The organism is Paenibacillus sp. J22R67, from assembly GCF_059692175.1.
In genome coordinates this window covers 1,043,819-1,067,375 of the sequence record NZ_JCAUAX010000002.1, presented here as the reverse complement: position 1 = coordinate 1,067,375, position 23,557 = coordinate 1,043,819, and the positions used below count along the sequence as shown (strand labels likewise).

The window sequence follows — 23,557 nt, the reverse complement described above, 5'->3', positions numbered from 1 at the left end:
CAATGAATAAGAAGCTGGGGTGGCAGAGTACTCTGCCCCTTGGCTTCTTATCAGTTGATAACCTTGACAAACGCGCCCGTCCATAAGGACGACGCAATCGGCTGTCCAGGATAGAAAGGAAATACCCCTATGTTAGTTTCTTATGCAGCTCCAACTGCTGTGTACATTCATATCCCGTTTTGCACAAATAAATGTCATTATTGCGATTTTAACTCCTATGTGCTCAAAGGCCAGCCTGTTATGGAATATTTGGATGCGCTGGAACGCGAAATGGAGCTTACCGTAAAGAATAATCCGCCAGCTAAAGTGGAAACAATCTTCGTGGGCGGAGGAACACCGACCGTTTTGCTTCCTGATCAAATGGAACGTTTCTTGCGAATGGTCCGTACCTATTTTCCGGCTGACGCGGCAGAAGTCGAGTTTTCGATGGAAGCCAACCCGGGGACGACGGATGAAGATAAGCTTGCAGTTATGAAAGAAGGCGGCGTCAACCGTATAAGCTTTGGCGTGCAATCTTTTAATAACGACCTGCTTGCGGCGATTGGCCGCATTCATAATACAGATGATGTGCATAGAAGCATCGAGAATGCCAAAAAGCTTGGTTTTAACAATTTGTCCATCGATTTAATGTTTGGCTTGCCCAAACAGACCGTTGAGATCATGCAAGCGACTTTGGATGAAGCCCTATCGCTCGATCTTCAGCATTATTCCATTTACAGTTTAAAAGTGGAAGAAAACACATTGTTTCATACGTTGTTTAACAAAAATCAGCTGCCGCTGCCAAGTGAAGATGAAGAAGTCGATATGTATGAGCTCATCATGAAGCGTTTGGAAGCAGCGGGATACAAGCAATATGAGATTAGTAACTTTGCGAAGCCAGGGCGAGAAAGCAGACACAATACGATGTATTGGCGTAATCGCTCTTATTATGGACTTGGCGCAGGCGCGCATGGGTATATGAATAGACAGCGTCATGTTAATGTAAAAGGGATTCAGCCTTACATCGATGCCACAAAGGTAGGCTTGCCAATCACGGAGCAATTTGAAGTGACGCGGCAAGAAGCTATGGAAGATTTCATGATGGTCGGCCTGCGTCTATTGGAAGGTGTTCGGAATGTCGATTTCCAAGAACAGTTTGGAGAGACGATCGAAGCGCACTTCGGAGAAACAATTAAAGGCTGGGAACAGAAAAAATTGCTGGAACAAACGCCTGACGGGTATCGACTGTCTAAACATGGCATACTGCTGGGCAACGAAGTGTTTGCCTCATTCTTGACTTAGGTCACTCTAAGGCGTTACCCTGAGCAGGGCAAAAAATCCCTTGTGCAAATATACGGTATGTTGTATATTTATACATGAATCCACAAGCGTTTCAGCGGTTTGGCTGTGATGACGCTAGCGTGGGTTTTGTGCATTTTTGTTGCGAATGGTGGGATGACAGTGAATTCATCAACTACAGTGTCCGTTAGGAAAGCGTCGATAATCGATATCGAGAAGCTTTATGAAATTATACAAGGCTATGCGAAGCAGGGCATTATGTTGCCGCGTACCAGAGAAATGTTGGAGGAGCAAATTGACTCCTTCGTCGTTGCTGAGCACGACGGTACGTTAATCGGCTGCGGCTCTCTTACAAGGCTTGGGCCAGATCTTGTTGAGATTCGCTCACTAGGCATGACCCCAGGTTTCAAAGGACAAGGAATTGGCGGCAAACTGGTCGATTTCTTGGTTGAAGAAGCAAGAAGCCAAGGCATTGTGAAAGTAATGGCCTTAACGTATGAAGTTGCTTTTTTCCAGAAAAATGGTTTTACACTGGTACCAAAAGAGATTTTTCCGGAGAAGGTTTGGAAAGATTGTATGCATTGCAAAAAACAGTATTGCTGCGATGAAATCGCCGTACTCAAACGATTGGATTGACTTGACAACAGACCTTAGGGTCTGTTATTTTTGTATTAGGATTTAGCACTCACTAAATACGAGTGCTAACGAAAGTGATCATAGAGCGATTGTGAAGAGGAGGGGTACTTGATGTTGACGGATCGGCAACGCATGATTTTAAGTGCTATCATAGATGATTATGTTCGTTCAGCAGAGCCAATTGGTTCAAGAAGTATTTCAAAACGAGGCAATGTCGGTTTTAGTCCGGCTACGATTCGTAACGAAATGTCCGATCTCGAAGAGATGGGTTACTTGGAACAGCCCCATACGTCCGCAGGCCGTATACCCTCACACAAAGGTTATCGTTACTATGTCGATCATTTGCTCCAGCATGGAACTTTGCATGAGAATGATTTGAATTCAATGAAGGGTACCTTTGCGCAGCGCATTCAAGAGATGGAAGGCGTCATCCAGCATGTCGCTGGAGTGCTGTCCTCTCTGACGAATTATACGTCGATTGTGCTTGGGCCGGAGGTATTCAGTACTACGCTGAAGCATTTGCAGATCATCCCTCTTACAGAGACGACCGCTGTCGCCATCATTGTCATGAATACAGGCCATGTGGAGAACAAAACGATTACGATTCCTGAAGGAATTCGGATGTCCGACATCGAGAAGGTTGTCAATATTCTGAATGCCAAATTGCAGAATGTACCGCTAATTCAGTTTAAATCCCGACTATATAATGAAGTTGCTAGTGAGTTGGGCAAATACGTGAATGGCTATCAGGAGCTGCTTTCGGTTGTGGAAAGTGTGCTTCAAAGTGATGAGAAGGATCGCGTGTTTCTTAGCGGTATGACCAATATGCTGACACAGCCTGAGTTCAAAGATGTTGAGAAGGTTAAAAGCATTTTTGATTTATTGGAAGAAGCACCTACTCTTATCAAGTTGTTTACTCCGTCAAATGAAGGCATGGAGATCAAAATCGGTGCTGAAAATAGTATTGAAGCCATTAATAATTGCAGTTTAATAACGGCCTCCTATTCGATTGGCGGTCAGCCGCTAGGTACAATAGGCATCTTGGGGCCAACGCGAATGGAATACGGCAGGGTTATTAGTCTAATGAATCATTTATCGAAGCAAATGGAAGACGTGCTGGGACGTTGGTACGGCAAATGAGCGGTATCAAGACGGGACACAGCGAGAGCGAAGAGCGTTACTCGACATTAGTTAATAATGCATCAGCTGTTAGGGCTATTTGTTCTGCGGTTGAGGGCACACTGGGTCCTAAGGGACTTGACACTATGCTGGTTGGCGGGCAGGGTGAAGTAATTATCACAAACGATGGGGTCACCATTTTAGAAAAAATGGACGTCTCCCATCCCGCTGCCAGATTGATGATTCAGGTTGCGCGCAGCCAGCAAAGGCAGATTGGCGACGGAACGACGACAGCGACAGTCCTTGCCGGTGCGCTGGTACAGGAAGGTGTCGCGCAAGTAACGCGCGGCGTACCGGTCGCGAAGGTCGTCAGCGGGATGCTGCAAGGCATCGAGCTGGCGGTAGAGAGCCTAGAGCGCCGAAGCCGCGCGATTACGGGACTAGGCGATGCTGCGCTGAAGCGCATCGCGATCACAGCAGGCCGAGAGCAGACCGATATCGCGAGGCTCATCGTTCAAGCCGCCGAAGCGGTCGGCGAGGCGAAGCTTCGCGAAGACGGCTATCGCTTCGCGGACAGCGTGATCGCCCATGAAGAGGCGAGCAGCGAGGTCTGGACCGGCATTCTGCTGAACCAGAAGCCGATGAACCTGCATCTCGACCAAGAGCGCCGAGATGCCCGCATTCTTGTCCTGCATGATGCCTTGGAGCCTGAGGCGGTCAGCGAGGAATCGCTGGTCACCGAGGCAGGCTTCCAGCGCTACATGCAGCTGAGAGAGATCTTCCGCAGCAACCTTGCGTCGCTGCTGGAGCTCGGGGTCGGACTCATCGCATCCGACCGAGGGGTTGACCCCGAGGCGGAGCAGTTCTGCTCCGACCATGGCATTATCGTGCTGCAGCGCTTGTCCCGCAGGGACTTGCAGCACCTCAGCGAGCACACCGGTGCTCGGCCGGTGCGTCGCACGGCGCTGCGCAAGAGCGCGCCCGAGCTTGACGCGGCGCTAGGCCGCGCGGGCTACGCCGCGTACGACGAGCGCCTGGGGCGCGTGCGCGTAGCGGGTGGTCACGGTGAGCAGCACGTGACCGTGATCGTCGGCGCAGCGACGCGCGAAGCCGCGCACGAGCGCTCGCGCATCGCCAAGGACGCCGCGTCGGCCGTGCAAGCCGCCGTGCGCGGCGGGTACTTGCCCGGAGGCGGCGCCGCGGAGATGGCGGTCGCTCATGACCTAGAGCGCGTACGCGAGACGATGAAGGGCATGGAAGGCTTCGGTGTGGCTGCTGTTGCGGGAGCACTGCGTAAGCCGCTGGCTCAGATCGTTGTCAACGCGGGTTACAATCCGCTTGAGAAGGTTGAGGAGCTGAAAGCGGCGCAGATCGCGCTGGAAACTGACAGCCTTGGCATCGATTGCGATACCGGTCAAGTCACGGACTTCGTCGAAGCCGGCATTGTAGACCCCGCAGATGTGAAAATTCACGCGTTGCAGGCTGCAGGAGAGGTTGCTGCTGCTGTACTGCGAATTCATACAGTTATTAAGATGAAGCAGCCTTTTGAAGAAGAGTAAAGCTGGGCAAACTGACGATAACGAAATTTTGTTGTATTATGTTGAGGAGGTGAAGGACAATTGAGTACTGATAACAAAACAGATGAGCAAGACGTGAACACTACATACGCAGCCGACAACGAGCAAACCGCTGATAAAGAGGAAGATGCAGCAGCTCAAGACACTCAAGCTGATGCTTCTGCGGAAGCAAGTGAACTAGAGAAGGCGCGTGTGCAAGCCGAAGAAAACTACCAACGTTTATTGCGCGTTCAAGCGGACTTCGACAACTTCCGCCGCCGCGCTAGAGCGGAGAAGGAAGATTTTGCTAAATATGCTTCACTTAAATTGATTGAGCAGCTATTGCCGATTGTAGACAACTTCGATCGCGCGTTAGCGTCAAGCAAAGAGACGAAGGATTTCGACGCGTTGGCCAAAGGTTTGGATATGACGTACCGCGGAATGGATCAACTGCTGACAGCCGAAGGCCTGAAGCCGATCGAAGCCGTTGGTCAGCCGTTCAACCCGGAATTCCACCAAGCTGTTATGCAAGTTGAATCTGACGAGCACGAGGAAGGCATTGTAGTTGAGGAGCTTCAAAAAGGCTACATTCTTAAAGACAAAGTCATCCGACCAGCCATGGTGAAAGTTAGCGTGTAGATCTCATTATTTTAAAAATTAAACTATCTAAATCTATTCAACATGCTCCGTAGGAGCAAAAGGAGGAAGCTTTAACATGAGTAAAGTTATTGGTATTGACTTAGGTACTACAAATTCTTGCGTAGCTGTTATGGAAGGCGGAGAAGCCGTCGTAATTCCTAACCCGGAAGGTAACCGTACGACGCCGTCCGTTGTAGGTTTCAAGAAAGATGGCGAGCGCGTAGTTGGTGAAACAGCGAAACGTCAAGCGATCACAAACCCTGACAAAACAATCAGCTCCATCAAACGTCACATCGGTACGAACCACAAAGAACACATCGATGGCAAAGACTACACACCACAAGAAATTTCGGCTATTATTCTTCAAAAGCTGAAAGCTGATGCAGAAGCTTACTTGGGCCAAACGGTAACACAAGCTGTTATCACGGTTCCAGCTTATTTCAATGACAGCCAACGTCAAGCTACTAAAGATGCTGGTAAAATCGCTGGTCTTGAAGTACTTCGTATCGTCAATGAGCCAACAGCTGCAGCACTAGCTTATGGTTTGGAGAAAACAGAAGATCAAACAATTCTTGTTTATGACCTTGGTGGCGGTACGTTTGACGTGTCCATCCTTGAACTCGGCGATGGTTTCTTCGAAGTTAAAGCAACAAGCGGTGACAACAAGCTAGGTGGAGATGATTTTGACCAAGTCATCATTGACTACCTCGTAGCTGAATTCAAAAAAGAGCAAGGCATTGATCTTAGCAAAGATAAAGCTGCTGTTCAACGTTTGAAAGATGCTGCTGAAAAAGCGAAAAAAGAGCTTTCCGGCGTATTAACTACAACGGTTTCCCTACCGTTCATTACAGTAGCTGACGGCGTGCCTCAGCATTTGGAGTTAAACCTTACTCGCGCGAAATTCGAAGAGATTTCCGCACACTTGGTAGAAAGAACGCTTGGACCAACTCGCCAAGCTTTACAAGATTCCGGGCTTTCCACTAGCCAAATCGACAAAGTCGTTCTTGTCGGCGGATCCACGCGTATTCCTGCGGTTGTAGAAGCGATCAAAAAATTGACAGGTAAAGAGCCTCACAAAGGCGTTAACCCGGACGAAGTTGTTGCGCTAGGCGCAGCTGTTCAAGCTGGTGTTTTGACTGGTGAAGTAAAAGACGTTGTTCTTCTTGACGTAACACCACTTTCCCTTGGTATCGAGACAGCAGGCGGCGTGTTCACAAAAATGATCGATCGTAATACGACGATCCCTACAACGAAATCACAAGTGTACTCCACTTATGCAGATAACCAAACTAGCGTTGAGATTCACGTGCTTCAAGGTGAGCGCTCCATGGCTAGCGGCAACAAAACACTGGGCCGTTTCATGCTTGGTGATATTCCTCCGGCTCCACGCGGCGTTCCGCAAATCGAAGTTAGCTTCGATATCGATGCGAATGGTATCGTAAACGTGTCCGCTTTGGATAAAGGAACTGGCAAAAGCCAAAAAATCACGATCACTTCTTCCAGCGGCTTGAGCGATGCGGAAGTTGAACAAATGGTGAAAGACGCGGAAGCACACGCTGAGGAAGATCGCGCTCGTAAAGAGATGGTAGAAGCTCGTAACGAAGCCGACCAACTTGTATATTCCGTTGACAAAACGATCAAAGATCTTGGTGACAAAGTAGACCAAAGCGAGATCGATAAAGCAAATGCTGCCAAAGAGAAAGTAACAGCTGCTCTAGCTGGCAACGATCTTGAAGCAATCAAAGCAGCAACTGCAGAGCTTACAGAAGTGATCCAACAGCTTTCTGTGAAGCTGTATGAGCAAGCTTCCGCAGGGCAAGGTCCAGATGACGGTGCAGCAGGCGGAGGCGCTGGCGAAGCTCCTAAAGGCAGAGAAAATGTTGTTGATGCAGACTACGAAGTTGTTGACGAACCAAAAAAATAAACATATCCTATAGTAATGCTGGATGTGTAGAAACGTATGAGTCAAAGCCAAGGGGGCTCCCCGTGGCTTTGACTTTCCGTTTGTAGTCTTGAACATGGGAGTGGAACAATGAGTAAACGTGATTATTATGAGGTGCTTGGGGTCGGCAAGGATGCTTCGCAAGAAGACATCAAAAAGGCTTACCGTAAAATGGCGCGTCAGTATCACCCTGACGTGAATAAAGCTGCTGATGCGGAAGATAAATTCAAAGAAGCAAAAGATGCTTATGATGTGCTGAGCGACGATCAGAAGAAAGCGCAATATGACCGTTTTGGTCACGTTGATCCGAACCAAGGGATGGGCGGCGGCCAAGACTTCAGTGGCGGCTTTGGCGATATTTTTGATATGTTCTTTGGCGGTGGCGGCGGTGGAAACCGTCGTAACCCGAATGCGCCACAGCGCGGAAACGATTTGCAATACACGATGACAATTGAGTTTAAGGAAGCGATTTTCGGTAAAGAAACCGATATTCATATTCCGCGAACAGAAAATTGTGATACATGTAACGGGTCTGGTGCGAAGCCGGGAACGAAGCCAGAAACTTGTGGCGGCTGCCACGGCAGCGGTCAGCAGGAAGTTGTACAAAATACAGCCTTCGGCCGCATCGTGAATCGCCGCGTATGTACGCAGTGTAATGGCTCGGGTAAAATCATCAAAGAAAAATGCGGAACTTGCCATGGCGCAGGAAAAGTGAAAAAACAACGCACCATTCACATCAAGATTCCAGCTGGTGTGGATGATGGCGCACAACTTCGTGTATCAGGCGAAGGAGAAGGCGGAACTCGTGGAGGCCCGTCCGGCGATCTTTACGTTGTTATCCGTGTGAAATCTCATGAGTTCTTTGAGCGTGAAGGCAATGACGTCTATTGCGAAGTGCCACTAACCTTTATTCAAGCGGCACTAGGCGATGAGATCGAAATCCCGACGCTGACAGAGAAAGTGAAGCTCAAAATTCCGGCAGGCACACAAACCGATACCTATTTCCGCTTAAAAGGAAAAGGGGTTCCCCACCTGCGCGGCTTTGGTCAAGGTGATCAGCACGTGAAAGTGATCGTGGTAACGCCTACGAGCTTGAGTGATGATCAGAAGGATTTGCTGCGCCAATTCGGCAAGCAAACCGGTGAGCATACGCATGAGCAGAGCCAATCGATTTTCGAACGTATGAAAAGAGCCTTCTTAGGCGATTAAAATGATATTTTCCTATAGGAACTGAAGCACTCCCTTGACGTTTTCACAGATCATTGATCTGTTGAAGAGGCCAAGTGGAGTGTTTTTTGTTTGCTTGTTTACATTCGGATAACAGTATATGGAATCTTTTACATAGCGAATACGTTAGGATAACTTCCACTTAATCTATGAAAGTTATGCTAGATCACGTGAGATATTATATATTTGGAGGGAATACACCTTGAAAAAAAGCTTGAAACAAATCATGGGTTCCGGTCTAGCAATTTCCTTACTGGCCTTAAACGTAGCAGGCGTAGCATCAGCTGCTGAAACGACTCCGACTACCGTACCAGCGGAGCAACCGCAATCCAAAAATTTGATTGTACTTATCGGTGATGGAATGGGTCCAGCTGAAGTAACAGCAGCAAGATACTACTCCAAAAAGTTCCTAAATAAAGACCGCTTAGAGCTCGATGGCGGATACTATGTTGGTAAAGCAACTACATACTCGCAACCAGGTCCATACACGACAGAATCCGGTGCTGTAACTGACTCAGCTGCAGCTGCTACTGCTTTCTCGACAGGTAACAAAACTTACAATAATGCAATCAGCGTATCTAACGGCGATGTTGCTAAACCTTATGCTTCAATTATCGAAGCAGCAATGAAACAAGGCAAGGCTACTGGACTTGTTTCTACAGACAATATTACTGGAGCAACACCTGCGGTATGGGCATCCCACGTTCGCCAACGCGGCAACCAAAACGCAATTGCTACGCAATACTTAGCTAGCGGAGTTAACGTTATTTTCGGCGGCGGTAAAACGAATTTTGTAACAAAAGATGATAAAGGAAAGCGTTCTGACAAAAATATCATTCCTGATTATGAAGCAAAAGGCTTCACAACAGCGTTTGATAAAGCTGGCTTAGATGCTATTCCAGCTACAGCTGACCATGCGCTTGGACTTTTCGCAATGAATGAAATCCCATATGTGCTGGATCGCGATGCGAGCATCCCAAGCTTGCCGCAAATGACGCAAAAAGCACTTGATATCTTGTCCCAAAATAAAGATGGTTTCGTGCTATTGGTTGAACAAGGACGTATCGATCACGCGGGCCACGCTAACGATCTACCATCCAACATTCAAGAGATGCTGGAGCTGGATGCAACTTTCAAAACATTAGTCGATTTCGCGAAAAAAGATGGAAATACTTCCGTTGTTGTCTCGGCTGACCATGAAACAGGTGGATTATCCTTGGGGATTAACAATGTGTACGAATTGAACGTAGATTTGTTTAATAAGCAAAAGCACTCATATGAGTATTTGGATGCAATTTTGAAAACAGCTCAAACAGCTGATGACGTTCGTAAAATCGTTGCTGAAAACGTTGGTTTCACAGACTTGTCAGACGAGGAAATTGCCTTGATTTTGAAAGGTGACGGATCTTCCTATGGACGCGCTGGCGGTTACAACGCTGTAGTATCCAAACGTTTGGCTATTGGCTGGACGGGACATGGACATACTGGCGTAGACGTTGGTGTATGGGCTTACGGACCGATCGCTTCTTTGGTTAAAGGCGACATCGATAATACGGATATCGCAAAAAGCGGTGCTAAAGTAATTGGCGCTGACCTAGCTGCTGCAACAACAGAACTGCAAGATAAGTACTTGTACCCGCTGTTCAAAGTGACTCGCGATAATAAAACATTATTCACAGCGAAATCACTTGCTGAAGCATTAGACATTCAAGTTGTTTGGGATGAAGCGACGAAGTCCGTTACGCTTTCCAAAGACAGCCAAAAGTTGTCCGTACTTGTTGAAACTGGTGCTATTACGGAAAATGGCAGTGCAAGCACACTTGTTGGCAATGTAGACAATGGCAAACTATACCTGCCGCTGGAAGCTTTCAATAAGCTGACTGGCAAAACAATGACATGGGATTCAATCAACGAGCGCATCGTGAAAAACTAAAAGCCAAGGCAAAGAAAGGACAGGGGATCACGCTTCCCTTGTCCTCTTTTCCTATCTTTGACCTATGAATTTGGAGGACAGCTATGATTGAGTTGAACAATATTTCAAAGTCATTCACGATGCATGGCCAAAAGCTGAACATATTAAGCGTTCCTTCGTGGAGCATTGAACAAGGAGAACGAATTGCTTTGCTCGGCCCAAGTGGTAGCGGAAAAAGCACCCTCCTGCACTTGCTCAGCGGCGTCATGATTCCTGACGAAGGTGAAATACGTGTGAACGGTTTACCACTCCATACATTTTCACAAAGCAAAAGAGACCGTTTCCGTGCGGAGCATGTCGGTTACATTTTTCAGGATTTTCACTTGATTTCATCTTTGACCGCCAGACAAAACGTGGAGCTCATTGTCCCGCATACCTGGACGAAAAAGCAGACAAAAGACCAGCTTGATGACTGGTTCGAAAGAGTCGGCTTGAAGGATCGCCAGTATCATATGCCTTATGAGCTGTCGAGGGGGCAGCAGCAAAGAGCCGCCATCATTCGTGCTATCCTGACGAAACCGCAGCTTGTGCTCGCCGATGAGCCTACAGGCAGCTTAGATTGGGAAACGGCAGGCGAAGTCATGTCATTGCTGCTGGACATATGTGGGACAGAGAAACTCACACTCGTTACCGTTACGCATGATTTGCATTTGGCGGAAATGTACCCGAGACGTGTGCATATTGGTGAGATTAATGAGGTATCAAGGAGAAGTGCCGTATGAGATTAGTGTCTTTAGTCTGGAGAAACATGCTTCACCGTAAAACACTTTCACTGCTTACCATTTTATCGGTGACGATTACGGCGGCTTTGGTCGTCTTTTTGCTGCTTTGCAGCGAAGGGCTGGAGCAGGGAGCTGAAAAGGGCTATGGTCCCTTCGAGGTAACGATCGGCGCCAAAGGCAGCGCGTCGCAGCTTGCTTTGAACACCTATTATCATGTAGGCGCTCCTATTGGAAATGTTCCCTATACACTTGTTGGTGAACTTCAAAAGGATGAATCTGTTGATCGCGCATACGCGATGACAACGGGGGATAACTATAACGGATTTCCTATCGTAGGGATCGAACCTGGCTATTTTGCTTCCCGCTATGGAACAGAGAAGCAGATGGCTGAAGGAAAAATGTATGGGAAGCTTGGCGAAACCATTGTTGGGTCGCACATTGCGAGCTCGCTAGGCCTGCATGTCGGAGATAAATTCCAAGGCGCACATGGCTTGATTCAAGGGCTGGAGGAAGCAGAAGGCGAAGATCACGAAGATGAGTCGGCTGAAGAGGAGCATCACCACAACTTTACATATACCGTAGTTGGCATCTTGCCGCCATTGTTCACTTCTGATGATAGAGCTGTTTTTACTACCTTGGATTATGCTTGGGCTGTGCATGAGGGGCAGGATGCTGAGCATCGGGAAGTCACCTCCATTCTAATTAAACCAAAGACGCTGCTGGGTGCACAAGCGATCAAAACGAAATACGGACAAATGAACAATGTTCAGGCGATTTATACAAGTAAAGCGGTAGCAGATGTTGTGAATGTCATTGACAAAGGAACTGGGGCGCTAACGGTTGTAACGATAATCTGCATATTGCTTGCCGCAGGCACCATCCTTCTTTCGCTTGTTGCAGCTGTGAATGAACGGAAGAAAGACGTCGCTTTACTGCGCTTAATTGGAAAATCCAAAGGATTCATCTGGACTTCACTGATCGGAGAAGGACTATTGCTAACGGTGATTGGTCTTGTTTGCGGTATGCTTGCTGGCCATTTTGGCGGTTATTTGAGCCGCGAAGTTGTATTTGAATATACAGGTCTGCAGCTGAAATCCTTTCAGTTCATGCAGGGAGAATGGCTGTTAATCGCAGGAACATTAGGTATTGGCGTTCTTGCTTCAGCTGGCCCGGCACTGCAGGCTTATCGTGTAGACCCCTTGCAATTATTTAAGTCATGAAGTCTGAGGTGATAAAAATGAGAAAAATGCTATTCACGATTGTTTTGGTTGTCGTCTTGCTCGTTTCAGGATGTGGTCAAAAGAAAATAGACACGGCAGGTCAAACGTTCGGAAGTATAGAACAGACGACGATTGAAAGCTCCGTACCTTCTCCTACACCAGCTGTAAGTTCACAGCCAGCCTCTTCTGCTGCGCCGGACAAAGCAGTTCCGTCCGCATCGCCAAAGCCCACGACAGAAGCAGTAGCGACAACAATCGTTAAAGAAACGCAGGCTACACCGCTTCCATCTTCCAAAGTCTCGGAGCCGCCTAAAGCTGTGCAAAGCGCGCCTCCCCAAGCGGATGCTGCGAATGTCAAAGCAGATGCTGCGCCATCGTCCAGCCCGCAACCGAAGCCTACAGGAGCCGAACCAAGTAAAACTGTAAAGCCATCGCCGCCAGCTTCCAACGAAATAAACTGGGATCAGTTTTTTGACAATGAGAAGCAAGATACACCCTCGGATCGCTTCTGGGATATGAGTGGTAAAACGGTGCAAATCAAAGGTTTTATGGGTGAAGTGCTTTCCTTTGACAAGCATTGGTTTCTGCTGATTCCCAAACCAGGGGCAGAGTGCCCTTTTGATAACGGGGATGAAACCTACTGGAATAAAATCATGATCGTATTTGTACCGGATGATGTCAAACTTCGATATACGTCGGGGCCTCTGCTTATTACAGGTAAGCTGGATGTAGGCGTGAAACTGGATGAATCGGGCTACAAGACGATGTTCCGGCTCTATGATGCCAATTTCGAAAAAATAAAGGAATAGCCTGCTTCGCATAATATAGATTCGTTGTGGCAAACTAAAAACTGGATTTTACTATGATAGCTTTTAGGAGGTTCAACGATGAGTGCGAAGCAAAACCAAGAGAAGCATAGTCAATTACCAGTTGCCAAAAACGAGGATGTAGAATTTGCGGCTGAGGTTGCCGATAGGGACGATTTCGAGGCTGCTGAACGAGCGAAAGCCGCGGATCATAGACAGGAAGAGAATTAACATGGCGGAAAAAGCAATACTTGCTTATTTTCATTCACCTGAGCAAGCAGAAGGTGCGGCAGCCAAGCTAAAAGCGCTCAGAGCTGCTGATGTTCAAGTGGACCGGTTCAATAATGATATTGGACGCGGCTTTGAATCTGCGATGGCGGATAGTATGCTAAGCGTAGACGGAGATATGAAGTCAGTAGGCCTAGATATCATCCTGGCTGCAGTTATTGATGACTCTGTCTATGATCAAGCTTGCCGTGTTATTGAGAGTGCCGGCGGTTCCATATAAGCAAACAAAAGCATCTGTTACCCGTGTATGACGCGAGTAAAAGATGCTTTTGTAGTTTTGGGAAAAGTTAAGTTAATTATGGACGTTCATCAAGCGAATGAGCTGATCTGGAGCGTCTGTAATAATGCTTGTGACACCGAGTGCCAGCATACGTTTCATCACCGCTTTGTCGTTGACCGTCCAAACGTAAACTTCTTTGTCGTGCGAAGCGGCTTCTTTCATGAATTCATCGTTGACTAGCGGGAATGCCGCAGAGACAACGTCGTAATCTTGATTTTCCCAGAGAGAGGAAGTTTCTGATTTCTGGCTTATAATTAGCCCTGTTTTAATATGAGGATTCATTTTCTTAACGGTGTGAAGTAAGCCGGCATCAAAGGATGTCACCGTGCATTGTTTCTCAAACCCATGAGCGCCAATGATTTCAACCGTCTTCTCGGCCAGTTGTACCCCGTGCCCATTGTTTTTCAACTCTATATTCAGCTTAATCCGGTCTTTTGCCAGCTCGATCACTTCATCGAGGGTGGGGACGCGTTCACTATAAAATTTGGGACTGAACCAACGGCCAGCGCTGACGGTTTTGAGCTCAGATGAGGTCACTTCCCACATGTTTTTGTTAATTCCCGTCGTGCGTTGAACATTGTCATCATGCATGAGCATAACGACTCCGTCCATGGTTTCTTGCACATCTAGTTCGGCGAATCCAGCTTTATCCGCAATGGCTTGACGGAAGGCGCTCAGCGTATTCTCAGGCGTTTTCTTGGAACTGCCGCGGTGAGCGGTCACTTGGCTGTAGTTGTCAGCCAGCAGGGTGGCACTAGCGAAAGGTGCTGAGAGCTCCAACCCAACAATAATAAGAAAAATAAGTAAAGTTCTTACCATGGAAAGACTCCATTCTAGGATAGTATAAGTGCGGCAATGGCCATTTGATAACTACTGTCCACCTGTTATTAAATGTACCACGGATTTATTAGGAGATTATTAAGAAAATAAAAAATATAACGCTTACATTACAGCTATTTTACCCAAGAAGCGAAGTGTAGTACAATGATCCTTGTGAAAATAGCCCTGATGGGCTTATTTTCGCGAAGGTGATAACCGATAGGAGGAGCTCTACCGATGCTTTGGCAAGAATTAACCGTACATACGACAGAAGAAGCAATAGAAATGATTACGAACTTTGTTCATGAATTAGGCGCTGGGGGCGTCTCTATTGAAGAATCAGGGACATTAAACAAAGAACGGGATACGTCATTTGGTCAGCTTTACGAAACGCCTTTCAATGATATTCCGGAAGGAAGAGCTGTGATCAAAGGCTACTTCTACCATGGGACAGACATGGAGCCCGTTATGGCGAATTTAAAGGCTTCGGTCGAACTGCTAAGCGATTACGACATTGATACAGGCAATCCAACTTATGAATTAAAAGAAGTGGATGATGAGGATTGGGCGCACGCTTGGAAGCAGTATTTCAAACCGATCCGTATTACGGACCGTCTAACGATTAAACCGACATGGGAAGAGTACACGGCTTCACCTGGTGAACTGATTTTGGAGCTTGATCCCGGTATGGCTTTCGGAACAGGCACACACGCGACAACATCACTATGCTTGAAAACGCTGGAGAAAGTGCTCAAGCCAGGGGATGATGTCATTGATGTTGGAACGGGCTCCGGAATTTTATCCGTTGCAGCTGCAAAGCTTGGGGCTAAGCATGTCCTTGCGGTAGATCTAGATCCTGTAGCGGTTACTAGTGCTGAGGATAATACGAGACAGAATGGACTCGAGACTAACATTACGGTGAAATTGAGTGATTTGCTCGGCGTCCTGAAAGAAAGCGAAACAGAAGGTGCTGACAAGCTAGGCGTCACAATTCCTGTGCAGCTGGTTGTCGCTAACATTTTGGCAGAGGTTATTGTTACTTTCGTTGATGATGTTTATGAAGTTCTGCAGCAAGGTGGCTATTACATAACGTCCGGTATTATTACCGCTAAGGAAGAGCTCGTCGAAAAAGCGCTGGTTGCTGCCAAATTCACAATTGTAGAGAAAAACTATGATTCGAATTGGGTTGTGATCGTAGCTAGAAAGCTGTAGGTGTTCACCCATGGGAGGATTATTGTTTTATGACTGGAATACGCTGCCTTTCGTTATTCTGGTCCTCGTGCTATCGTTTACGATTCATGAATTCGCACATGCGTACAGCGCTTATAAGTTAGGAGACTCAACGGCTTATCAATTCGGCAGGGTTTCCTTGAATCCGATGGTTCACTTAGATCTCTTCGGGACCATTATGCTGCTTATTGCCGGGTTCGGGTGGGCGAAGCCAGTGCCTGTCAACCGCGGAAATTTCAAAAGCCCCCGTTTAATGGGGATTATCGTTACAGCAGCAGGACCGATAAGTAACTTGATTCTTGCATTTATCAGTTTATTTGTTTTTGTGCTATTCCAGAAATACGGCTGGCTCGAAGGCATGTCAACGGGAAGCGCCAGTGCCGTTCTAATCTTTTTAAAATTGATGGTGAGCACGAACCTTACATTGTTCTTGTTTAACCTTATTCCAATTCCGCCGCTCGACGGATACCGTATTATTCAAGATCTCGTGGATTTGAGATACACGGAATCTTTGCAAAAGTTTGAGCAGTGGGCATCGGTGATTTTCCTGCTTGTTGTATTCGTTCGACCGCTGCGCCAAGTTACCTTAGATCCTTACTTAGGATTAGGGAATAATATTATCGAGCTATTCGCCAAGCCGATTGCGTTTATTCTTGGGATGTAGCTACCTAGCTGCCAGTTTCATCCCTTTGTAGCTTTTCTGATTCAAAACAGGTATGATGGTGAGTGGAAGATTCACTAAGGAATCCAATTTGCATGGAAATGAACGAAGATAGAGAGGCTTTGACTATGCAGCGTTATTTTCTCCCGCCTGTGCAGTTCCACCTTAACAATCAGACCGTCACCATTGAGGGTGACGACGCACATCATCTGATGCGCGTGATGCGGGCAGATATCGGAGACGAGGTTATTTGCAGCAATGGCTTGGATCGCGAAGTGCTCGTACGCATTTCTCAGTTAGATAAAGGGCTAGTGACCGCGGAAATCGTGAAGGAGCTGCCTATGAACGCTGAATCGGCGGTTCAGGTCTGGATTGCTCAGAGCCTGCCCAAAGGCGATAAGATGGAAACGATCATTCAAAAAGGGACCGAGATCGGGGCAGCCCGGTTTCTTCCTTTTATATCAGAGCGTACGATTGTGCAGTACGATGCCAAGAAAGAAGCGAAGCGAACAGAACGTTGGCAGAAGATTGCCAAAGAAGCCGCTGAGCAAGCACATCGAAATCGTGTGCCGCAGGTAGAAGCCGTTTATTCGTGGAAGCAGCTGCTGCAGCAAGCCAAAGAAGCGGATGCTGCGTGGATCTGTTATGAAAAAGAAGATGGGCAGCAACTGAAGCCAGCTATCCAGGAAGCACTGGCCGCGGGCAAATTGGGACAAGGAAGCAAAGTCGTTATTGCAGTAGGGCCGGAAGGCGGATTTACGGAGCAAGAAATTAAGCAGGCCGAAGAGGCTGGTTTCCGTTCCGTATCGCTAGGGGCTCGTATTTTACGCACGGAGACTGCTGCAATGGTAGGTCTTACGTGTCTTTTCTATGAAACCGGAGAGATGGGAGGATAAGCGTTATGGCAACGGTAGCGTTTCATACATTAGGTTGTAAAGTTAATTTCTATGATACAGAAGCCATCTGGCAGCTTTTCAAAAATGAGGGATACGAACAGGTTGATTTCGAGCAAACGGCAGACGTTTACGTCATCAATACCTGTACGGTAACGAATACGGGGGATAAAAAGAGCCGCCAAATGATTCGTCGTGCGATTCGCCGCAATCCAGAGGCGATAGTTGCCGTAACAGGCTGTTATGCGCAAACTTCTCCGGCTGAGATTATGGCGATCCCGGGTGTCGATATGGTTATTGGTACACAGGACAGGGAGAAAATTATTCCGATTGTGAAGCAATTTGAAACGGATCGTCAACCGATTAATGCGGTTCGCAACATTATGAAAACACGTCAGTTCGAAGAACTGGATGTGCCTGATTTTGCCGACCGGACGAGAGCTTTTCTGAAAATTCAAGAGGGCTGCAACAACTTCTGTACGTTTTGTATCATTCCGTGGTCTCGCGGGCTAATGCGCAGTCGTGACCCTCTGAGCGTTATTGCACAAGCGGAGCAGTTAGTGGCTGCCGGATATCAAGAAATTGTCCTGACGGGTATTCACACCGGCGGTTATGGCGAAGATATTGAGGATTACAGCTTGGCTAAGCTATTGTGGGATTTGGACAAAGTCGAAGGCTTGAAACGTATTCGTATTTCTTCGATTGAAGCCAGCCAAATTACAGACGAAGTCATTGAAGTGTTGAAATCCTCGGACAAAATGTGCCGTCATCTGCACATTCCGTTGCAAGCAGGAGATGATCGTGTATTAGCGCGCATGCGCAGAAAATATACGACAGCTGAATTTGCCAGCAAAATTGAGCGCCTGCATGAAATTATGCCGGATGTTGCCATTACGACGGACGTTATCGTGGGTTTCCCGGGTGAAACCGAGGAAATGTTCCGGAATGGCGTGGCTTTCATGGAACGTATGAAATTCTCTGAGATGCACGTCTTCCCTTATTCCAAGCGGACAGGTACACCTGCTGCGCGGATGGAAGATCAAGTGGAAGAGGAAATCAAAAATACACGTGTTCACGAATTGATCGATCTTTCTGAGAAAATGCAGCTTGCTTATGCGCAGCAGTTTGTAGGGCAAGTACTGGAAGTAATTCCAGAACGAACTTACAAAGGTGCGCCAGATAGCGGCTTGTACATGGGTTACTCAGATAACTATGTGCAGCTTGTTTTCCAAGGTTCCGAAGACATGATCGGCCAAGTTTGCCGTGTGAAAGTTACGGAAGCAGGCGTGAATGAAAGTAAGGGTCAACTGGTACGTGTGTTAGAAGCAGCATCCGTTGTAAACCTGTAGACATATTTGTAGTCGATAACATCTACCTCTAAGCGCGGTCTTTCATCCTGATATGACCGCGATAGAGGTTTTCTCTATTAGCAGCAGGTAGTGAACAAAAAATATTATTTATGAGGTGCATCTAATGACTTTGAATGCGAAAGAAATTGCCAAATATATCGACCATACGCTTTTGAAACCAGACGCAAGCACGGCGGCTATCCATAAACTGTGCGAAGAAGCAGCTCAGCACCAGTTTTTCAGCGTATGCGTGAACTCTCAGTTTGTTGGCGTAGCTAGCAAAGCGTTGGAAGGAACAGGCGTGAAAGTTGCAGCAGTTGTAGGCTTCCCGCTTGGTGCAAGCTTGAGCGAAGTGAAAGCATTTGAGGCTGCGAAAGCAGTGGAGAACGGTGCGGCTGAAATCGATACCGTACTTCCGATTGGTTTGCTGCTTGAAGGTCAATATGATGCTGTACGTTCGGACATTAAACAAGTTGTAGATGCTGTCAAAGGAAAAGCGATTGTTAAAGTAATTATGGAAACAGGCTTTTTGAATGATGAACAAAAGGTAGCGGCTTGCAAGCTTTCAGAAGAAGCGGGTGCTCACTTTGTAAAAACATCGACAGGCTTCGGTCCAGGCGGTGCGACGGTTGAAGATGTACGTCTTATGCGCGCAAACGTATCGGATACGATTGGTGTCAAAGCATCGGGTGGCGTTAGAGATTTGCAAGCGGCGGTTGCGATGATTGAAGCTGGAGCAACCCGCTTAGGCACTAGCTCAGGCGTAGCTATTGTGAACGGAACTCAAGGCGCTTCCACATACTAAGATAACAAAAGGGTAAGGCGATCAGTGAACAGGCGACATTGAAAATTGTCTGTGAGCGAGCAATTTGTGAGGAAGCATCATCCGCCAGCAGGGCTGAAATGCTGACAAGCTGATGGATGAAGGGGTAAAAGAGGATCGCGCCTCCAACGTTGAGCAGGATATGCGACCAGGCGACGTATCGCCCGGCGCGAGAGGAACTCAACCCGGCGATCAGTGCCGTCACGCAGGTGCCTACGTTGGCACCGATTGTGATGGCAATGCCCAGCTCGACGGGGATGCCTTGAATCGCCGCGAGGCCCATAGCCATCGCGATAACCGCTGCGCTGCTGTGCACCAGAGCAGTGACGGCTGCGCCGGCGATGATGCCCCACAGCAAGCTTTGCTCAGCTTCTGTGACAAACCAAGCGAAGAGCCCACGGGACTGCAGCGCAGGCCCGATCGTTTGCATGATCTCGATGCCGAGCAGCACGAGCGAGAAGCCCGCCACCGCCAGCGATCCGTAGCGGACGCTGGGCAGCCAGTCGCGCCAGCTGGCCGGGGCGACTGGTTCTTGCCCTCGCGCCGCTGATGGCGGCAAGGGACCGGCCAACCAGCTCGCCATCCAGATGGCGGCGCTCACAAGCAGGATCGGCACGCCGATCCCCCCGAGGCTGAGTCCGATCAGCTCGGTGGTGAGGCAAGTGCCGATGTTCGTGCCGAGAATGACGCCGAGCGTTCTCGGGAAGGTCAAGACGCCAGCGCCGACAAGGCCGATGGCGATGACCGTAATGGCGGTGCTGCTTTGCAGCGCCGCCGTGAGCACGGTGCCGGTGATGAGGCCGCGCACCGGTGTTCGGGTAAACCGCTCCAGCCAGAGCTGGAGGCGGGGGCCTGCCCACATTTGAAGCGATGTTTCCATGAGCTTCATGCCGAAGAGAAATAAAACTAACCCTGCAAGCACAGGTAGGATAATGGTAGTCATCATCATAGCATTCTCCCTCGCAAATGAACTTTTCATTATCACTCAATATATGTGACCGTACAGACAAGCATGACAAGCACCAGAGAGACGGAACGTATCACACAAAGGACGGCTAACTGACATATGGCAGCAGTATTTTTACATAAAAAACGTAAAGCTCGTTTAGAGCAAGGTCACCCATGGGTGTACAAAAGTGAGATTGAGCGGGTAGACGGGGAAGTTGTTCCGGGGCAGCTCGTTCCGGTGCAAACGCATCTGGGCCAGTATTTGGCGACGGGCTATTACAATGAAGCTTCGCAAATAACGGTCCGAATTGTATCGTATAAGCCGCTTGAAGCCATGACGACGGACTTTTTTGTTGAGCGGTTCACACGCTGCTTGCAGCATCGCAGCCGCTTTGTGAAAGAGGCGAAATCTTACCGGTTAGTCTATGGTGAGGCGGACTTTTTACCGGGGCTTATTGTGGATAAGTTCGAGGATACGCTCGTTGTACAAATTCTCACACTCGGGATGGATCGCTGTCGTGAGCAGATTGTTGCAGCACTCGTCCAAGTTGTAAAGCCGACAGGCATTTACGAGCGCAGCGACGTGTCGATCCGCGAGTTAGAAGGCTTGGAGCAGACCAAAGGCTTATTATATGGCGAATGTCCCAAACATGTGGATATTCTTGAAAATGGCCTGCGCATCCGAGTGGATATCGAAGAGGGCCAAAAAACCGGCTATTTCTTTGACCAAAGAGAAAATCGTGCAGCCATTGCTCCGTTGATGACAGGTTGGGGCTATCGCAGCGGCATCGAGCTTCAAGAAGTGGAGCACGAGGGAGCTGTGCAGACGCTGCCCGTTAATGCGAACGGCAAAGTCGTGACATTCCCTCACTGGGATGGCGCCTCCGTGCTGGAGTGCTTCTCCCATACCGGTAGCTTTACCCTCAACGCGTGTAAATTCGGCGCTAAAAAAGTGACCTGCTTGGACATTTCCGAGCACGCCATTGAAAGTGCGAGAACGAATGTTGGTTTGAATGGTTTCCAAGACCGTGTCGAATTTGTTGTCGCGGATGCATTTGAATATTTGAGAACCCAAGTCAGAGGCTTGGATGAACGGAAAGTGCGTGCTAACGCTGGAAGCAGCGCTCAAGGGAAAAAGATCGACACGTCTAAGCCGGTTGCTGAGGGCGGCAGGACTTGGGATGTCGTCATTCTGGATCCCCCGGCTTTTGCCAAAACAAAAAGCGCAGTTGAAGGCGCGTGCCGCGGCTACAAAGATATTAACCTGCACGGCATGAAGCTTGTGAATGAAGGCGGGTATCTGGTTACGGCAAGCTGCTCGTACCACATGCACCCGGAGCTTTTCCTGGAGACGATTCATGCGGCGGCGACGGATGCAGGCAAACTCTTGCGTTTAGTTGAATTCCGCGGAGCGGGCATGGACCATCCGCGCATTCTCGGCGTGGATGAGGGGCATTACTTGAAATTCGCGATTTTTGAGGTGCGAAGCAAATAAGTTGAGTAGAGCGGGGCCAACGTGGCCTCGTTTTTTTTGTGAGGAGTAGCTGAGGTACTTCAGTTCCTAGCGTATGTTGTATTTTGTACAACGATTTGAGGATTATTACCCTTAATTCGTGCGTTTCGTTGTACAAAGTGCAATGATTTTGCTGTAGAAACTTAATAAGTCATGTCCTGAGCTTAATTGGTTGTATTTTATACAGGATAGGGCGTGCTAATGGAGCAAAACGTGGGTATTCATTGTAGAAAATGCAGCATAGGCGCGATAGGAGACTTCGGGTTCACGTGCCGAATCTACGAGTTGTCTATTTCTATAAACAAATATAATCACTAAATTTACACTGATATATTTTATTTATCATAATGAAAGAAAACACGAATTGGATGAATATGCTATTTGTGAATATGATGAAGAAAAGCACTTACACTCTTACACCGAAAGGAAAATGACGATATGGCATCGGTAACCGGGTTGGACGGTATTGTAGCAGCAGAAACAGAATTGTCCTTGGTTGATGGACAAAACGGGGTCCTGGTTTATCGCGGATACGAAGCGAAGGAGCTTGCCCTGTACAACAGTTTTGAGGAGGTCGCCTATTTACTTTGGCATGGGGAACTTCCGTCCACGGAGGCGCTAAGCGCATCCCATAAGCAATGGGCGAAGCAACGCAGCATACCTGCCGAACTGAAGGCGGTACTGGATTTGCTGCCAAAAGAAAGCGAAATGATGAGCGTGCTTCGCACAGCTACCTCTGTTCTAGGCACAATCAGCCATCAGGAGGCTGAATGGCCGCTGCATTTTGAGAGGATTCTCGCGAATACCCTCATGCTGCCAACAATCATTGCTTATCACTATCGGCGATCGCAAGGGCTAACGCCAATTGAGCCTGATCCGCAGTTAGATCATGTTGCCAATTATTTGTACATGCTGACAGGTTCCGTGCCGCAGCAGGTTCATGTGAAAGTATTAACAGCCTATTTGATCTTAGCTATGGAGCATGGGATGAATGCTTCTACATTTGCCGGACGCGTTGTGTTATCTACACAATCAGATCTTGCTTCTGCGCTTTGTGCTTCCATCGGAGCAATGAAAGGGCCACTGCATGGTGGAGCGCCATCGGAAGTGCTTCATATGTTGGATGCAATTGGAGACAAAGAGAATGCGGAGGCGTGGCTGCGTGAAGAGCTGAAGGCTGGCAGAAAGCTCATGGGCTTTGGTCACCGCATTTACAAAACAAACGATCCTAGAGCGGATGCGCTTAGGCACCTCATGACTGAACTCGCTGCTGAAGATCCATGGTTCGAATTAGCCATCCACGTAGAAAAGGTAGCTGTTGAGCTGCTAAATGAATATAAGCCAGATCGGAAATTGTACGTAAACGTGGAATTTTATGCTGCAGCTGTGATGCGAGCGATTGCACTTCCGACATCACTCTTTACACCGAGCTTCACGCTCAGCAGAATGGTAGGATGGACAGCTCATTTGTTGGAGCAAACAAGCTGTAATCGTATTTTTCGACCGCAGTCGGTCTATATCGGCGAACTGCCGGTGTCGCTGCGAAATCGTTCCTAGACAGTTAAAGATTTTCAAGTGAAAAGCCATCTTCCCTGTCATGAATTTTCATGGTAGTGGGGAGAGGCTTTTTTGTTAT

Annotated in this window: 22 protein-coding genes; 20 read left to right on the top strand and 2 right to left on the bottom strand. The window is 48.0% G+C overall.

Features of this window, described 5'->3' with window-relative positions; all coding sequences use genetic code 11:
- The first annotated feature begins 129 nt into the window (after positions 1-129).
- The 13 genes from hemW to AC58VC_RS11045 all read left to right on the top strand — a co-directional run bounded on the left by hemW (position 130) and on the right by AC58VC_RS11045 (position 13,625).
- Positions 130-1,281 (top strand): radical SAM family heme chaperone HemW, encoded by a 1,152-nt coding sequence (gene hemW / locus AC58VC_RS11105; protein ID WP_497368806.1) that lies wholly within the window; start codon positions 130-132, stop codon positions 1,279-1,281.
- A 159-nt stretch (positions 1,282-1,440) separates the two neighbouring features.
- Positions 1,441-1,914: an N-acetyltransferase gene (locus AC58VC_RS11100; RefSeq protein ID WP_497368805.1), complete on the top strand. Its 474-nt coding sequence runs from the start codon at positions 1,441-1,443 to the stop codon at positions 1,912-1,914.
- Between the two features lie 111 nt (positions 1,915-2,025).
- Entirely contained in the window at positions 2,026-3,054 is a 1,029-nt protein-coding gene (gene hrcA, locus AC58VC_RS11095) for a heat-inducible transcriptional repressor HrcA (protein WP_161406122.1), read from the top strand.
- Entirely contained in the window at positions 3,051-4,592 is a 1,542-nt protein-coding gene (locus AC58VC_RS11090; protein WP_497368804.1) for a TCP-1/cpn60 chaperonin family protein, read from the top strand. The genes hrcA and AC58VC_RS11090 overlap by 4 nt, the downstream gene beginning before the upstream one ends.
- Before the next feature lie 60 nt (positions 4,593-4,652).
- On the top strand, positions 4,653-5,228 hold the full coding sequence (gene grpE, locus AC58VC_RS11085) for a nucleotide exchange factor GrpE (RefSeq protein ID WP_497368803.1): 576 nt from the start codon (positions 4,653-4,655) through the stop codon (positions 5,226-5,228).
- A 76-nt stretch (positions 5,229-5,304) separates the two neighbouring features.
- Entirely contained in the window at positions 5,305-7,152 is a 1,848-nt protein-coding gene (gene dnaK, locus AC58VC_RS11080; protein ID WP_497368802.1) for a molecular chaperone DnaK, read from the top strand.
- 108 nt (positions 7,153-7,260) lie between these two features.
- Positions 7,261-8,379, top strand: coding sequence for a molecular chaperone DnaJ (gene dnaJ / locus AC58VC_RS11075; RefSeq protein WP_497368801.1), 1,119 nt, complete (start codon positions 7,261-7,263; stop codon positions 8,377-8,379).
- 220 nt (positions 8,380-8,599) lie between these two features.
- A complete protein-coding gene (locus tag AC58VC_RS11070; RefSeq protein ID WP_497368800.1) occupies positions 8,600-10,330 on the top strand; it encodes an alkaline phosphatase in 1,731 nt (576 codons plus the stop codon).
- An 83-nt stretch (positions 10,331-10,413) separates the two neighbouring features.
- On the top strand, positions 10,414-11,091 hold the full coding sequence (locus AC58VC_RS11065) for an ABC transporter ATP-binding protein (protein ID WP_497368799.1): 678 nt from the start codon (positions 10,414-10,416) through the stop codon (positions 11,089-11,091).
- Positions 11,088-12,311: an ABC transporter permease gene (locus AC58VC_RS11060; protein WP_497368798.1), complete on the top strand. Its 1,224-nt coding sequence runs from the start codon at positions 11,088-11,090 to the stop codon at positions 12,309-12,311. Before AC58VC_RS11065 ends, AC58VC_RS11060 begins: the two co-directional genes overlap by 4 nt.
- A 17-nt stretch (positions 12,312-12,328) precedes the next feature.
- Positions 12,329-13,120 (top strand): hypothetical protein, encoded by a 792-nt coding sequence (locus AC58VC_RS11055; RefSeq protein WP_497368797.1) that lies wholly within the window; start codon positions 12,329-12,331, stop codon positions 13,118-13,120.
- A gap of 78 nt (positions 13,121-13,198) precedes the next feature.
- Positions 13,199-13,348, top strand: a complete 150-nt coding sequence (locus tag AC58VC_RS11050) for a YfhD family protein (protein WP_145657015.1) — start codon at positions 13,199-13,201, stop codon at positions 13,346-13,348.
- 1 nt (position 13,349) lies between these two features.
- Positions 13,350-13,625, top strand: coding sequence for a hypothetical protein (locus AC58VC_RS11045; protein WP_145657014.1), 276 nt, complete (start codon positions 13,350-13,352; stop codon positions 13,623-13,625).
- A gap of 72 nt (positions 13,626-13,697) precedes the next feature.
- Here AC58VC_RS11045 and AC58VC_RS11040 read toward each other — a convergent pair whose 3' ends face one another.
- Positions 13,698-14,504 (bottom strand): glycerophosphodiester phosphodiesterase, encoded by an 807-nt coding sequence (locus AC58VC_RS11040; RefSeq protein ID WP_497368796.1) that lies wholly within the window; start codon positions 14,502-14,504, stop codon positions 13,698-13,700.
- 237 nt (positions 14,505-14,741) lie between these two features.
- Between AC58VC_RS11040 and prmA the strand changes: the two genes are divergently transcribed.
- From prmA to deoC, 5 genes are all read left to right on the top strand, one after another.
- A complete protein-coding gene (gene prmA / locus AC58VC_RS11035) occupies positions 14,742-15,716 on the top strand; it encodes a 50S ribosomal protein L11 methyltransferase (RefSeq protein ID WP_497368795.1) in 975 nt (324 codons plus the stop codon).
- 10 nt (positions 15,717-15,726) lie between these two features.
- Positions 15,727-16,398 (top strand): site-2 protease family protein, encoded by a 672-nt coding sequence (locus AC58VC_RS11030; RefSeq protein WP_497368794.1) that lies wholly within the window; start codon positions 15,727-15,729, stop codon positions 16,396-16,398.
- A 125-nt stretch (positions 16,399-16,523) separates the two neighbouring features.
- Positions 16,524-17,291: a 16S rRNA (uracil(1498)-N(3))-methyltransferase gene (locus AC58VC_RS11025; protein ID WP_497369019.1), complete on the top strand. Its 768-nt coding sequence runs from the start codon at positions 16,524-16,526 to the stop codon at positions 17,289-17,291.
- A 5-nt stretch (positions 17,292-17,296) separates the two neighbouring features.
- On the top strand, positions 17,297-18,637 hold the full coding sequence (gene mtaB / locus AC58VC_RS11020) for a tRNA (N(6)-L-threonylcarbamoyladenosine(37)-C(2))-methylthiotransferase MtaB (RefSeq protein WP_497368793.1): 1,341 nt from the start codon (positions 17,297-17,299) through the stop codon (positions 18,635-18,637).
- 124 nt (positions 18,638-18,761) lie between these two features.
- The gene (gene deoC / locus AC58VC_RS11015; protein ID WP_497368792.1) at positions 18,762-19,442 is read left to right on the top strand and encodes a deoxyribose-phosphate aldolase; all 681 of its coding nucleotides are present in this window, start codon (positions 18,762-18,764) and stop codon (positions 19,440-19,442) included.
- On the opposite strand, the gene AC58VC_RS11010 is transcribed toward deoC, so the two are convergent.
- Positions 19,405-20,382: a Na/Pi cotransporter family protein gene (locus AC58VC_RS11010; RefSeq protein ID WP_497368791.1), complete on the bottom strand. Its 978-nt coding sequence runs from the start codon at positions 20,380-20,382 to the stop codon at positions 19,405-19,407. The genes deoC and AC58VC_RS11010 overlap by 38 nt on opposite strands.
- Before the next feature lie 144 nt (positions 20,383-20,526).
- Here AC58VC_RS11010 and AC58VC_RS11005 point away from each other — a divergent pair, with 144 nt between their 5' ends.
- Positions 20,527-21,903: a class I SAM-dependent rRNA methyltransferase gene (locus AC58VC_RS11005; protein ID WP_497368790.1), complete on the top strand. Its 1,377-nt coding sequence runs from the start codon at positions 20,527-20,529 to the stop codon at positions 21,901-21,903.
- 456 nt (positions 21,904-22,359) lie between these two features.
- Positions 22,360-23,478 (top strand): citrate synthase, encoded by a 1,119-nt coding sequence (locus AC58VC_RS11000; RefSeq protein ID WP_497368789.1) that lies wholly within the window; start codon positions 22,360-22,362, stop codon positions 23,476-23,478.
- Positions 23,479-23,557: the final 79 nt, after the last annotated feature.